Below are 13,674 nucleotides of genomic sequence, written 5' to 3'. Positions count from 1 at the left end.
ATCCACCTACTCCGATACGCCCGCAGAAACGTTTTCCAGCACAACAGCCAGGCCTTGGCCCACACCGATGCAGATCGCCGCGACTCCCCAGCGCTGCCCGGACGCCTGCAGGGAACGGGCAAGCGTGCCGAGGAGGCGGGTACCCGAGGCGCCGAGCGGGTGGCCCATCGCAATAGCCCCGCCATGCTGGTTCACGATCGAGGGGTCAATCCCCCACGCGTCAACGCACGCCAGCGACTGCGCGGCGAACGCTTCGTTTAGTTCGACGGCGCCAACCTGGTCCCAGCCAATGCCCGCCTTCGCGAGGGCCTTGTTCGCGGCCTCCACCGGAGCGAAGCCGAAGAACTGGGGATCGTTGCCATGCGCACCGCGGCCGGCGATGCGGGCCAGCGGCTCCATACCTAGGATCGATGAAGCTGCCTCCGAACCGATCCACGCGGCCGAAGCACCATCGGACAAAGGAGACGCGTTGCCAGCAGTCACTGTGCCGCCCTCAGTCCCGGAGGACTCAGCCCGGAACACGGTCTTCAAACCGGCAAGCTTCTCGGCCGAAGAACCGGCGCGGATTCCCTCATCCCGAACCAGGTCAGTGCCCGGAACCTGCGAAACAAGGTTGTCGTAGAAGCCTTCGTTCCATGCGGCATCGGCGAGGTTGTGCGAGTCGGCAGCGAACTGATCCTGACGCTCACGGGTAATCCCGTACTTCTCGCGAAGCCGTTCGGTGGCTTCGCCCAGTGAGATGGTCCAGTCCTTGTTCATGGCCGGGTTCACCAAACGCCAGCCGAGCGTGGTGGACGCCAAGGTCATGTCACCGGCAGGGTACGGCTTGGACGTCTTCGGCAGCACCCACGGCGCCCGGGACATGGACTCAGCCCCGCCCACCAACACAACATCGGCGTCCCCGGCATTGATCTGCCGCGAAGCAATGATTGCCGCATCCAACGACGAGCCACACAACCGGTTGACCGTGGTCCCCGGAATAGAGACCGGCAGGCCAGCCAGCAAAGTAGCCATCCGGGCCACGTTGCGGTTTTCCTCACCGGCACCGTTGGCGTTGCCAAACACCACCTCATCGATCCGCTCAACATCCAGCCCCGGAGCCCTCTTTACGGACTCACGGACCACATGCGCAGCCAAATCATCGGGACGGACAGCAGCAAGTCCGGAGCCGAACTTGCCAAAGGGCGTGCGTACGGCGTCGTACACGTAAGCCTGGTTCATGGGTTTCTCTTTCTGCTTGCCCAAGTAGGTCGCAATAGTGCGCGTTTTGGGGGGTCTAAACGCGCACAAGTGCGACCTAGTTGGGTTCGTTGGCGTCGATCTCGGCGAATACTTTCTGCGCCGTCTTGAAGGCCGAATTGGCCGACGGCACACTGCAATAAATTGCGGTCTGCAGCAGGATTTCCTTGATCTCGTCCCTGCTCAAGCCGTTATTGAGGGCTGCCCGGACGTGCATCGCGAGCTCCTCCCAGTGACCGTGCGCCACCAGTGCCGTGAGGGTGACAGCGGAGCGCATTTGCCGGCTAAGACCGGGCCGCGTCCAGATGCCGCCCCAGGCGATCCTGGTGATCATGTCCTGATAGTCCTCGGTAAAGGAGTCCATGTTGGCGTTCGCGCGGTCCACATGCTCATTGCCGAGCACTTCGCGGCGTACCGCCATGCCGGCGTCGTAAATGTCCTGCGCGGTGGCATCCGCCTGGACGGCACCATTCCGCTCGGGAGATAAAGAGGTCATCGTCCGTTCTCCTTCATAAAGTCCCGCATCAACCCGGCCACAATTGCCGGTGCTTCTGCGGGTGCGAGGTGCGCGACGCCGTCGAGCGCCACCGCCTGAGCGGTACCGCCGCCCGCGGTGATACCGGCGGCAACAGCTTCAGCCATCGACGGCGGCGCCACCTCGTCCTCAACCCCGGCAATAAGCTGCGTGGGAACGGTGATGCTGCCGAGCTGCTCGCGGACGTCGAAGCCGGCGAGGGCTTCGCAGCAGAACGAGTAGCTGAAGCGGTCGGCGTCGCGGAGTGAGTGCAGGAGGCGGCTGCTGATTTCCGGCTGCCGGTCCATGAAGCCAGCGGCGAACCAGCGTCCGGCAGAACCCTGGATCATCACGGGCGTCCCCAGTTTGCGCACGGTTTCGGCGCGCTCCAGCCAGCCTTCAGGCGTGCCGATCCTGGCGCCGCTGCACTGGACTGACAATGTGCGGAGGCGGTCGCCATGCTTGATACCGAGTTGCAGGCCGGTGGCGCCGCCCAGCGAGACACCCGCGTAGTGGAAGTTCGCGCCCGGGCTGACTGAGTCAACAAGATCGACGACGGCGTCAGCCAGTTCCGCCATATCGAAACCTTCCGTGGCGGCTGGCGAGATGCCGTGGCCGGGGAGGTCCCAAGCGAGGATGTCGTATTCGTCGCCCAGGAGGGCAGCGGTTTCGATCCAGAGCACCGTGGAGGTGCCCAACGACGGGCCGACAACCAAGAGCGGCTTCGCTCCCAGTTCGCGCTGCGGGGAGAGCAGCACGGCCTTGACAGTTGGCTTAGCCACGAGTGGCTCCTTTCCATGAAGATCCAGTGAAGTCCGGGTAGGCGGCAACAATCCGGCGGCTGATTTCGGCGGCTTCACCGAGGTAGCTTGCGGGATCCAGGAGTGCTTCAAGCTCGGCGTCGGAGAGCTTGTCCGCGGGGACCGTCTCGCGCAGCAGCTTGGTGTAGATCCGCGTCTGCTCGGCCGCGGGCGCCTTGAGCGTTTCATCGACGACGACCTGCAGCTTCTGCTTTCCATCCGCACCCAGGAGAGGTGCGACGGCGGCCACCACACCTTCGCTGAGCAGCAGCGGTCCCGAGATTTCCAGGTTGCGGCGCATGGCCTCGGGGAAAACGCCGAGGCCTTCTGTGAGCTCCCTAAGCTGTGAAGCGGCGCCCAAAGCAAGGGCCAAGAGCTGGCGCAGGGCCGGCCATTCGCTGTGCCAGGCGCCGTCCGGGCGCTCATCGTTGAATGTGGCCGCAGCGAGGTGCAGCTGGGACGCGAGGCCGGGCGCCTGCAACGCCGCGCTGCGGATAAGCACGGACAGCACAGGGTTCTGTTTCTGCGGCATAGCGGAGGACACACCACGTCCGGCAGCCAGCGGTTCGCCGAGTTCGCCCACTTCGGGCCTGCTCAGGAAGAGTAGGTCCGCGGCGATCTTGCCGAAGGAATCGATGAGGGCCGCGAGCCCATCACCCAGTGCCGTAACGGCGAGGCGGTTGGTGTGCCAGGGAGCTGCGGCCGGAGCCAGCCCGAGCTTCAAAGCCAGGGAATCGGCAAGCGTGAACGGCGTTGCGCCCGAACCCAACGTCAGCTTCGTGGCCGAAGCCAGCGTTCCGCCTGCACCACCGAACTGCACGGGAAGGTCCAACTCCGAGAGCCGCCCGGCCGCAGCGGCAACTCCTTGGAACCACTGCGCAGCCTTGAGCCCGAACGTATACGGCAGCGCGTGCTGCGTCAGGCTCCTGCCCACGCACAGCGTTTCCGCATGCGCCCCGGCCAAGGTGGCGAGCGCCGTCGTCGTGCGTTTCACGTCAGCCAGCAGCGCAGAAATGGTGCGGCTGGCGAGGAGCATGAGTGCGGTGTCGAGGACGTCCTGGCTGGTCAGGGAGGTGTGGACAGCCGACACCGCGCCCGGGTCCAGGGACTTCACTCGTGCCCGGAGGTCTCCGAGCAAGGGGATCACAGGGTTACCCCCGCCCTGGGCGCGTTCCGCCACAGAAGCGACGTCGTAAGAGCCGGCATCGGCGGCTTCGGCCACTACGGCGCCAGAACCGGCAGGGACGAGTCCCGCCTCCTCGAGGACAACCGCCCAGGCGGCTTCGACGTCGAGGATCGCCGCGATCACGGCACGGTCGCCCGTCAGCGCCGCAACAGAGGGCGACGCCGAGACAGGACTAAGGAGGCCGAAGTCGCCGTCGGTCATGGCTGGTTTTCCGTTACCAAGTCGAGTGAACCGTCTTGCTGGAAATCCAAAAAGACGGTCTCATCGCCGCCCTGCAGTCGGATGTCCCAGGTGAGGCCGCCATCGGGGTCGCGACGGGCGATCAGGGTCTTGCGACGCTCGGGATCCAGGGAGCTCAGCAGCGGATCGTTGGCCAGGGCTTCTTCGTTTTCCGGCAGGTAGACGCGCGTGAAGAGGCGGTTCATGAGGCCGCGGGCAAAGACTGCAACCGAGATGAACGGGGCCGTACCCGGCGAGGTGGGTCCGGGGTTGACGGTAGTGAACGTGTACACGCCGGAGTTGCCGACAGAACCGCGGCCCCATCCGGTGAACGTGTAGCCGTCACGGACCAAGGAACCGGTCCGCTGGACGATGTTGCCTTCGGAGTCCGGCTGCCAGATCTCAAGGATGGCGTCGGGGATGGTGTTGCCGGCGCCGTCGTAGACCGTGCCCTGGAGGCGGATGCTGCCGGGGCTGCCCGGAGCGAGGAGTTCGTTGTCCTTATTAAAGGGAAGCGCGTAGCCGTAGAAGGGGCCTACGGTTTGGCCCGGTGTGGGTGCCAGCTTGGTCATGTGCTTACTCCTCGTCCCCGGCGTCGCCGAATGCTTCGTTCTCTGTCCAGGTCCGCTTGGAGCCAGTCAGGATGATGTCCCACTTGTAGCCGAGGGCCCATTCGGGGCTGGTCAGCCCGTGGTCGTACTGGGCCACGAGGCGGTCGCGGGCGTCCTGGTCCACGATCGACTGGTAGATGGGGTCCAGCGGGAAGAGCTGGTCGCCCGGGAAGTACATCTGCGTGACGATGCGCTGCGTGAATTCCGAACCGAACATGGAGAAGTGGATGTGGGCCGGACGCCAGGCGTTCAGGTGGTTCTTCCACGGGTAGGCGCCGGGCTTGATGGTGGTGAAGCTGTACGAGCCGTCATCGCCAGTGATGCAACGGCCGACGCCTGTGAAGTTCGGGTCCAGCGGCGCTGGGTGCTGGTCGCGCTTGTGAATGTAGCGGCCGGCGGCGTTGGCCTGCCAGATTTCCACGAGCTGACCGGCAACCGGGCGGCCGTCGCCATCAAGAACGCGGCCGGCAACAATGATGCGTTCACCCTGCGGCTCCCCGTTGTGCTGGATGGTCAGGTCAGATTCCAGCGCGTGCACATCCTGATGGCCGAACGCGGGCGAATAGAGCTCGATTGTCTCCGGGTCCGCGTGGTGCAGGCTCTTGGTGGGGTGGCGCAGGATGCTGCTGCGGTACGGCGGGTAGTCCAGGCGCGGCATGGTCTCCGGCGCCTTGCCGTTCTTGACGGCCTCAGCGTAGCGGTCACCGATGCCCTTCATCTCAGCACTGAGATCCGCCTGGGTTTCCACTTTCTTGGAATCATGCGCGGCATGTGGCTCAGCGGCGGGCACGAGCTCCTCGGATTCGAGCGCTTGTGCGGTCTGGTCTTGTGGCACAGCCGGCTCCTTTCGGTTTGTCGGGTTCTCTTTGGTTTACGGGCAGCGGGTTTACACCCGGTGGAGCGAGTCGTATTGGACGGCATGGCGCACCGGCGCATTGGGCGCTCCGTAGCCGTCGTAGTTGCCGCGGCGTTCCACCATTTCGAAGAACACGCTGCCAACTGTGGCGGTGTAGAAGTGTAGGAATTCTCCGTTGGCGTCCCGGTCATACAGGAGACTGAGCTCCTTGAGGGTGGCCAGGAAATCCGGTTCAAGATCGAACCTTGCGTCCAGGTCTTCGTAATAGTTGGCAGGGATCTGCAGGAACTCGAGGCCACGATCGCGGGCCGACCGGGCCGCACCCACGAGGTCCTCTACGGCGAACGCGATGTGTTCCTGGTACGTTTTGCGTGCAGTCTGCGCCTGCTGTGCCGGTGCCAGATTCAGCACCAGCCTGACTGAGCCGTCCGAGGTCTCCATGACCTGCGAGCGCACCAGGCCGCTGGGGCTCGGAACCTCGGCGAACGGCTGCGCTTCAAGGGCCAAGGCGCTGGTGTAGAACAGGACGGCTTCGTCGAAGTGCTGCCACGGTTGGGCCAAATTGACGTGGTCAATCACCGCGCTGACGTCAGAGCCAGGGTGTTCCAGCCCTTCACCAAACTCGTGCGTCCACGCGGCGGTCCCGTCCGGGCTGCCCTGGCAGAGGAAGATCTCGGTGGAGTCCGGCGCGGAGATGCCTTGGAAGACTTCCTCGTCGGCCTGGACCTTGCGGGCAACCACGGGCGCCTTGAGTTGCTGGGCGCGAGCGGAGGCAATCACGGGAGAGTCGACGTCGAACCCCAAAGCGGCAATAGCCGGTTCGGCGTGCTGTGCGGCTTGCTCGTTGATGATCACGCGCGCCTGGCCCATGGTCCAGAGCTGGACGTCCTTGGTGCGGTGGCGGCCTTCGAATTCGAAGCCAAGCTGGCCCAGGAGCTTCTCGAGCTGCGCGGTGTCGTCAGCCTTGACCTCGGCGAAGTTGAAGCCGGCGGGTTCGTTCACCTTCGGCAGCGTGGCCAGTTCCATGGGATAACGACGGCGGCACGCGCTGCCGTTGCCGGCTCCGGAGTCAGCGGAGGTGCTTTCGAGCCACTTGGCGCTCTGCTCCTCCAGCCAGATCAGGGAGCGCATGGCATCGACGGCCGTGCGCTCAACGTCCGATTGGCGGAAGACATCGTTGAAAACTTCCAGCGAAACCGGACCCGTATAGCCGGCGCGGACAACGTGGCCCATGAATTTGGCGAGCTCGAACTGGCCCTCGCCCGGGAACACGCGGTAGTGGCGGCTCCACGACAGCACATCCATCGAGAGCTTGGGGGCATCGGCAACCTGAACGAAAAAGATCTTGTCCGTGTTGATCTTCTCGATCGGCGCTGTATCCCAGTCACGGGAAAGGATGTGGAAGGAGTCCAGGCACGTGCCCAGGTTGGGGTGGTCCACCATCTCGACCACGCGGTACGCGTGCTCGTAATCGTTGACGTACTTGCCCCAGGCCAATGCTTCGTAGGCAACCTTGACGCCGTGGTCCCCGGCCAGTTCGGCAAGCTCTGCCAACTGGGAGGCACGAAGTTCGTCGTCGTCGATCGTTGCAGTGGCGACGTTGGAGCAGACCAGGATCGTGTCCATGCCCAGGCGTTCCATCAGGTTGAACTTGGCCTCGGCCCGGCGAAGGTTGGCTTTGAGCAGCTCCGGAGTGACGCCGTCGAAATCGCGGAACGGCTGGTACAGATCCAGGCCGAGGCCAAGATCCGCGGCCATTTTCCGTACGTCTTCAGGGCTGAGCGGCGAGGTGACGAGGTCCTGCTCGAAGATTTCGATGCCGTCAAAGCCCGCTATAGCGCAGGCCTGCATCTTTTCCTTCAGTGTGCCGGAGAGGCAGACGGTGGCGATTCCGGTTCGCATCAGTGGGCCGCCTTCGCCAGTTCTGTCGCGGACAGTTCGGTTGCGGCATCTTCCACGGCGATCAATTCAAGGAAGTGTGCCCGCATGCGGTCGCGGTCGGCGTCGCGTCCCGTGAAGAGCTGGAAAGCGTCCGCCGCCTGACCGACTGCCATCCTGCCGCCGTCGAGGACGTCGCAACCCTTGGCGCGCGCCTCGCGGACCAGCCGTGTATCGATCGGCCGGTAGACGATGTCGGCAACCCATTGGCGCGGTTCCAGGAGGTCGATGTCCAGTGGCAGTCCCGGATGGGCGGCCATGCCGATAGGGGTGCAGTGCACCAGGCCATCGGCGAGCGGCATGATCTCCGGCAAATCTGTGGGCGTGCGCGCAGTGACCGTGGCGGCCGGGAAGAGCTCGCCGAGTTCCGTGGCGCGTTCGGCTGCACGGGTGGAGTCCATGTCCACGAGGTCCAGCACACTGACCCCGGCCTTGAGCAACGCGTACGCGACCGCTGACCCGGCACCGCCTGCACCCAACTGCACCACGCGGTCGAGCTTTGCGGTCGGCAGCCCGGAGGTGAGCGCCGCCGAGAAGCCCGAGAAGTCAGTGTTGTGGCCGATGAACCGACCATCCTGAATCAGGACCGTATTGACGGCACCCAGTCGGCGGGCGTCGTCGGAAATTTCGTCCAGGTGCTCCAGCACAAGCTGCTTGCAGGGGTGCGTGATGTTCAGGCCATTGAAGCCCATGCGCTGGGCTGCGGTCAGGAGATCCCCGACGGCGGTGGCCGGCAACGCCAGGTCCAGCAGGTCGATGGGGCGGTACAGCAAGCGAAGGCCCTGCACGTCGGCTTCGCGTTCGTGCATGGGCGGCGTGAGCGAGGGCATGACGCCTTCGCCTATGAGGCCCACCAGAACGGACTCGGCTCGGTTGCTCATCCTAAAGCTCCTTTGACTTCAGCACCGCCGGGTTTTGGCGCTTTCTGGGGCGCGCTCCCCGGGGTGTTATTTAGGTTACTACAGGTGTTCATATTCCGCACGCTTGTTCTTATCGCGAACATTTGCGATTAGCGGACTCAACTGCGATCCAGTTGGGTTAGCGCTGTGGCAGGCGGGCCGCGAGCTCAGCCGCAGCTTCCTGCAACGTGGGGACGTGTGCGATGAGCTCGTCCATGGTGAGGCGAAAGACCGGCACGGCCGTAGCGAGAGACGCGAAAGCGTGGCCCTGGGAATTGAGGACCGGCACTGCCACCGCGCGCATGCCGATCTCGTTTTCTTCGTCCATCACCGCGTAGCCCTGCCGGCGCACCTGCTCAATCTCCGCCCGGAATGCAGCCCTATCGGTAATGGAGCGCTCAGTGAGAGGCTCCAAAGGCAACTCTTCGAGCAGTCGCTCCCGTTCGGCGTCGTTCTCGAACGCGACAATCGCCTTACCCACGGACGTCGTGTGCAGCGCGCCCAAGTGGCCGGGGTCGCTGGTGACGCGGAAAGTCTTGGGGCCGTCCACCTTATTGACGGTCAGATGATGGTTGCCATCGCGCACGGAGAGGATGGTTGCTTCTTCGGTCCGCTCCGTGACGCGCTGGAGTACGGGAAGGGCCGTTGCTGCGAAGCCATGGTGATTGGACACCCGCTGGCCCAACTGGAAGACCCGCAGTCCCAGGTGATACCGGCGACCATCGGGCTCGTAGTCCACGAATCCGTCGCGCGTCAGCGAGCCTAGCAGCCGGTAGGTCGTGCTGAACGGAAGTCCCGCACTCCTGGCCAGATCTGCGGCACTGGCACCCTTGGGTTCATTTCCCAGCAATACCAACAGGCCAAGGGCCTTGCCGACCATGTCGGTCTTTGTGTCCTCTTTCACACTCATGCTTAGATGCTCTCACATCGTGAGAGCTATTTCTAGATAGTGGGGACAAGTCTTGACAAGTGACCCCAGTCACGGCCAATATTGCTGTATTGCACAAGTAGCTCTCACCATGTGGTTACTTTGGGATTGATCCGGCCGCACCTCGCTCTGGTCTTCCCGCAGAAGCTAGATCCGCGACATCGTCGTCACAGAAGGAACACCCATGAGCCACACAATGCCGTCAGCGACGCCAGGCACAGTTACCCCAGCAGGAACTCCCAAGAAAGCGGCACTGGCCAGCTTCCTGGGAAGCGCAGTGGAGTACTACGACTTCTTCATCTTCGGCTCCGCCGCCGCCTTGATCTTCCCCCACGTGTTCTTCCCGGACGCGGACACCAACGCAGCCATCATGTCCTTCGCAACCTTTGGCTTCGCCTACGTTGCCCGCCCTGTAGGCGCCGTCATCCTGGGGCACTTCGGCGACAGGATCGGCCGGCAGAAGGTCCTCATGTTCACACTGGTCCTGATGGGTGCCGCGACCTTCGTGATCGGCTGCCTCCCTGACTTCAAGACCATTGGTTGGTGGGCTCCCGTCCTGCTGGTGCTCGCCCGCCTTGCCCAAGGTCTTTCGGCCGCCGGCGAGCAGGCCGGCGCCTCCTCCATGACGCTGGAGCACGCTCCGGACAACCGCCGCTCGTTCTTTACGTCGTGGACGTTGACCGGCACCCAGGGTGGCCAGATCCTTGCAGCCCTGGTGTTCATTCCAGTTCTCGCACTCCCGGACGAGATCAAGTACGGCGTCGGCTGGCGCATCCCGTTCTGGCTTAGTGCCGTAGTTGTCATCGTGGCCTACTTCATCCGACGCACCCTGCACGAGCCGCCGGCGTTTGCCGAGGCCAAGAAGAACAACCAGATCGCCAAGCTGCCCATCGCGGACCTCCTCAGGCTGCACTGGCGCGACGTCCTCCGCGTGGTGTGCTGTGCCTTCATCGCCGCCGTCAGTACCGTATTTGGAACTTTGGCCATCAAGTACGCCCAGGACGTGGCCCACGTCAGCGGCACCATCACCTTGTGGCTCGTTGTAGTGGCCAACATTGTGGCCCTCGGTACCCAGCCGCTGTTCGGCATGCTTGCCGACAAGATCGGCCGCAAGCCCGTCTTCATCTACGGTGCTGTGGCCAGCGCCATCATGACTCCGGTGTTCCTGCTGACCCTCGAATCCGGCAATGTACCGCTGATGTTCCTGGTTTCCGTTGTGTTCTTCTCCTTCGGCTACGCTGCCGCCAACGCCGCGTGGCCGTCCTTCTATGGTGAAATGTTCAGCACCAAGGTCCGCTTCTCTGGTCTCGCCATCGGTACGCAGCTCGGCTTCCTCATGGCAGGCTTTGCTCCAACCATCGTCACCGCCCTCGGTGGCACCAAGCCTGGTGGCTGGGTCCAGATCTCCATCTTCACGGCAGTCATCTGCGTGATCGCAGCGGTCTCGGCCATGACCGCACGCGAATCAGCAAAGGTCCCGACGGCGGAACTCGGCTTGCACAAGTAAGGCCCACCGCGCGCTGAAGGCCCTCGCGCGCCGAAATCGCCGGAAAACCTCCAGTTCGCTGGAAGTTTCCCGGCGATTTCGATCGTTTCCAGCGAACTGGGACTGCCGACGCCAGCAGTACCTACCGAGGATTCAGGGCCACCGGCTTGAACTTCCCCGCACCCGTTCCGGAGTACATCAGCAACGTCCCGTCCCCGGCAACTCCCACCACAGAGGGGTCGCCAGTACCCGTAAATCCGTTACCAAGGGCAGCGATGCTGGAGAACATGTTCCACCCCGAACCAAGGTAGGAGCGTGAAAGGAAGCCGCCAGCGCCGTTCCCCGGGTAGAGCCAGAGTCCGCCATCACCGGAACGGCCAACGAGGTCTTCCTTTCCGTCGCCGTTGAAGTCACCGGCCTGCAGGACCAGGTTGAACATGTCCCACCCGGTGCCGATCTGCTTGCGGGCAAGGAAGCCCCCGGATCCGTTGCCCGGGTAGACCCACAGCACGCCATCGCCGGATTGGGCAACGATGTCCGGCTTTCCGTCGCCCGTGAAATCGCCCGGGGCCAGCAACTGCTCGAAGCCTTGCCATCCGGTGCCGATCTGTTTACGTGCAAGGAACTGTCCCGTGCCATCGGTCGGGTAAAGCCACAGTGTCCCATCGGAAGCCCGGGCCACAAGATCGGGGTGGGAGTCGCCGTCGAAATCTCCCGCACTCAACACCGACGTGAACTGGCCCCAGCCCCACCCAACCTGAACACGCGGGAGGAAGCTGCCCGATCCGTTGCCCGGGTAAAGCCACAACGCACCGTCGGTTCCACGCGCCAGGATGTCGGCGGCAGCATCGCGGTCGAAATCGCCTGCTTCCCAGACCTGGCGGAACTGGTTCCAGCCTGTCCCGATCGCCAGCCGATCCGCGAAGCCTGTGCCTTCTCCCGGATAGAGGGTCATGGACCCGCCGGCTGCTGCCGTCAGGACGTCCACCCGCTTGTCGCCCGTGAAGTCCCGGCCGCCGACAATGTCACCTACTCCGTTCCAACCAGTTCCGACGGCGGCACGCGGCAGGAAGCCGCCCTTGCCATCCCCTGGGTAGACGTAGAGGGTGCCGTCGCTGGCACGCGCCAGCAGCCCTGGGGCGCCCCCACCGAACGAACCTGACGCTGCCAGGCTGTTGAACGAATCCCAGCCCTGGCCGATCTGCGTTTGGGCAAGGAAACCACCTGTGCCATTGCCTGGATACAACCACAGGCGGCCATCCACGCCGCCAGCAATCACGTCGCTCCGGCCATCCGCGTTGAAGTCCCCTGCCGCGACCAACTGGGTAAAGCCCTGCCAACCAAAACCGATCTGGCTCCGGGAAAGGAATCCGCCCTTCCCATTGCCGGGATAAAGCCACAGTGCGCCATCGCTGGTCCGGGCAAGGATGTCCGCAAAGCCGTCACCGTTGAAGTCCGAGGTCCCCAGGACGGCGTTGAAAATGCCCCAGCCCGAGCCGATCTGCACCGGATCATCAAGCCGGTTTCCCGGGAGACCGCTGAAGAGGAGCAGGGAACCGTCGGCTTCGCGGGAAATGACGTCGGCCAGTTTGTCGCCGTCGAAGTCGCCCGCGGAGAAACGCATGCGCGCCTTGAGTTTGGGATCTGCATTGATGGTGACGGTCGCCGAAGTTGTGGAGACGGAGTTGATGGTGACCTGGGTCCCCGTGTAAGTGGTGAAGGTGCTGCCAGCTTGCCACGCGTGGTTCGTGGCGTACCAAGGCTCAGGAAAGGGGATGGTGGATGGCATGAGAATCAGCGATGAGGCGATCGTGGCGCCGCCGCGCTGGACGATCTTGACGCCCCTGTTGCCGGGCGGCCTGCCCTGTTCCCCGAGATAACTGTCATACCCCGCAGGCTCTCTCAGCTCCAGGTAATAGGCTTCCCCACTGACCGGGTCGGTGAACTTGATGGCCCTCTGCGCCTCGGTTCCTCCCCAGGGCTTCAGTGTGTAGCTCTTGACGCCCGTAGCCACCCCGACGTTGCGGATTTCGTCTCCGCGGCCCAGCCCTGCGTAGTCCCAGAAGCTGGAGCTCACCACCGGTTGGGCGTACTGCGCCGCGCCCATGAGGTCCGTGGTGTCTCCGTATTCACGGATGTAGCACGAGCTGTCCGTGAACCGCCCGGTGCTGTCCACGCCGACGTCGGACGCCCCGCTGTAGCACTGCAGCGCGTCGGCGTGCATCAGTCCGATCACGTGCCCGAATTCATGGCTCATCACATTGTTGGAGAAGTTGCTGAGCTGCGGCATGAGCACACGCCCGCTGTAGCTGCCACTGCTGTAACCCGCGCCCAGTGCGTTTCCCGACAGAGTCGACGTGGGAATGAAGATCACCAGCGCCGTGTACGGGCTGGCCGTCCAGTTCAGCTCCGCGGTGATGGTGGACATGATGGTGCTGTAGCTGTCCGTCGATTTGGCCTTGGATTGGAACCCGGAAACCTTGCTGGCGACAGTCATGGACAACTTGTTGTCCGTCATCGCTTTCCAATAGCTGCTGGTGGCCGCCACTGTCTGCTCGGCGCCAGTCATGGAGACGGTGTTCGTGTTGTCCGCCAGCTTTGCCGTGACCAAACGGACGCGGATATCGCCGTTCGGTCCGGTTGCTGCTGCGCCGTCGCCGAGGAGGGAATCGACATCGGTGATCTCGCCGCTGCTGGGAGGGGCCTGTCCGGGCGGCGTCTCGAAGACGTGCTCCGAATGCGGTGTCCCCTCGAAGAACCGTACGTTCGGATTATCGGGTGTGGGTTCCGGCACTGCCGAAGCAGGGGCCTGGACGAAAAACAGGCCGGTGGCGAAAACCACCAAGCCTGTGGACACCGCGATTGCACGTCGCAAAAAACCCATTGAATCTCCCCGGGGACGGAGTCTGTGGTTCCTGTGAGTCTCATGAACCGAGTTCAGGTTACCGTCGGCCCCGCGCTGGTCCGCGGAAGCAGCCACGAAGCGAAGGCGAGTCCT

The 13,674-nt window shown here is 63.8% G+C and carries 11 protein-coding genes; 1 reads left to right on the top strand and 10 read right to left on the bottom strand.

The genetic code is table 11. From position 1 onward, the window contains the following. Positions 1 to 6 precede the first annotated feature (6 nt). The 9 genes from ABIE18_RS13640 to ABIE18_RS13600 form a co-directional block, all read right to left on the bottom strand. Positions 7 to 1,221, bottom strand: coding sequence for a thiolase family protein (locus ABIE18_RS13640; RefSeq protein WP_499723289.1), 1,215 nt, complete (start codon positions 1,219 to 1,221; stop codon positions 7 to 9). A 76-nt stretch (positions 1,222 to 1,297) separates the two neighbouring features. After that, on the bottom strand, positions 1,298 to 1,735 hold the full coding sequence (gene pcaC, locus ABIE18_RS13635; RefSeq protein WP_377651152.1) for a 4-carboxymuconolactone decarboxylase: 438 nt from the start codon (positions 1,733 to 1,735) through the stop codon (positions 1,298 to 1,300). Then, entirely contained in the window at positions 1,732 to 2,535 is an 804-nt protein-coding gene (locus tag ABIE18_RS13630; protein ID WP_499723288.1) for an alpha/beta fold hydrolase, read from the bottom strand. The genes pcaC and ABIE18_RS13630 overlap by 4 nt, the downstream gene beginning before the upstream one ends. Next, on the bottom strand, positions 2,528 to 3,940 hold the full coding sequence (locus ABIE18_RS13625; RefSeq protein WP_499723287.1) for a class-II fumarase/aspartase family protein: 1,413 nt from the start codon (positions 3,938 to 3,940) through the stop codon (positions 2,528 to 2,530). The genes ABIE18_RS13630 and ABIE18_RS13625 overlap by 8 nt, the downstream gene beginning before the upstream one ends. Beyond that, complete coding sequence (gene pcaG, locus ABIE18_RS13620; RefSeq protein ID WP_499723286.1) at positions 3,937 to 4,530, bottom strand: protocatechuate 3,4-dioxygenase subunit alpha; 594 nt, start codon at positions 4,528 to 4,530, stop codon at positions 3,937 to 3,939. Before pcaG ends, ABIE18_RS13625 begins: the two co-directional genes overlap by 4 nt. 4 nt (positions 4,531 to 4,534) lie before the next feature. Next, complete coding sequence (gene pcaH, locus ABIE18_RS13615; protein WP_499723285.1) at positions 4,535 to 5,404, bottom strand: protocatechuate 3,4-dioxygenase subunit beta; 870 nt, start codon at positions 5,402 to 5,404, stop codon at positions 4,535 to 4,537. A 51-nt stretch (positions 5,405 to 5,455) separates the two neighbouring features. Continuing rightward, the gene (locus ABIE18_RS13610; protein WP_499723284.1) at positions 5,456 to 7,327 is read right to left on the bottom strand and encodes a bifunctional sugar phosphate isomerase/epimerase/4-hydroxyphenylpyruvate dioxygenase family protein; all 1,872 of its coding nucleotides are present in this window, start codon (positions 7,325 to 7,327) and stop codon (positions 5,456 to 5,458) included. Continuing rightward, positions 7,327 to 8,244 (bottom strand): shikimate dehydrogenase, encoded by a 918-nt coding sequence (locus ABIE18_RS13605; protein ID WP_499723283.1) that lies wholly within the window; start codon positions 8,242 to 8,244, stop codon positions 7,327 to 7,329. Before ABIE18_RS13605 ends, ABIE18_RS13610 begins: the two co-directional genes overlap by 1 nt. Before the next feature lie 157 nt (positions 8,245 to 8,401). Continuing rightward, complete coding sequence (locus ABIE18_RS13600) at positions 8,402 to 9,172, bottom strand: IclR family transcriptional regulator (RefSeq protein ID WP_224165817.1); 771 nt, start codon at positions 9,170 to 9,172, stop codon at positions 8,402 to 8,404. 202 nt (positions 9,173 to 9,374) lie between these two features. Between ABIE18_RS13600 and ABIE18_RS13595 the strand changes: the two genes are divergently transcribed. Then, entirely contained in the window at positions 9,375 to 10,697 is a 1,323-nt protein-coding gene (locus ABIE18_RS13595; RefSeq protein ID WP_499723282.1) for an MFS transporter, read from the top strand. 121 nt (positions 10,698 to 10,818) lie between these two features. On the opposite strand, the gene ABIE18_RS13590 is transcribed toward ABIE18_RS13595, so the two are convergent. Then, positions 10,819 to 13,560 carry an FG-GAP-like repeat-containing protein gene (locus ABIE18_RS13590; RefSeq protein WP_499723281.1) on the bottom strand — a complete coding sequence of 914 codons (2,742 nt, stop codon included), beginning with the start codon at positions 13,558 to 13,560 and terminating at the stop codon, positions 10,819 to 10,821. Between the last annotated feature and the right edge of the window lie 114 nt (positions 13,561 to 13,674).

The organism is Arthrobacter sp. 2762, assembly GCF_040548745.1.
Lineage (GTDB): Bacteria > Actinomycetota > Actinomycetes > Actinomycetales > Micrococcaceae > Arthrobacter.
Note: the sequence above shows the minus strand (reverse complement) of the source record. Positions and strands in the feature narration are given on the sequence as shown.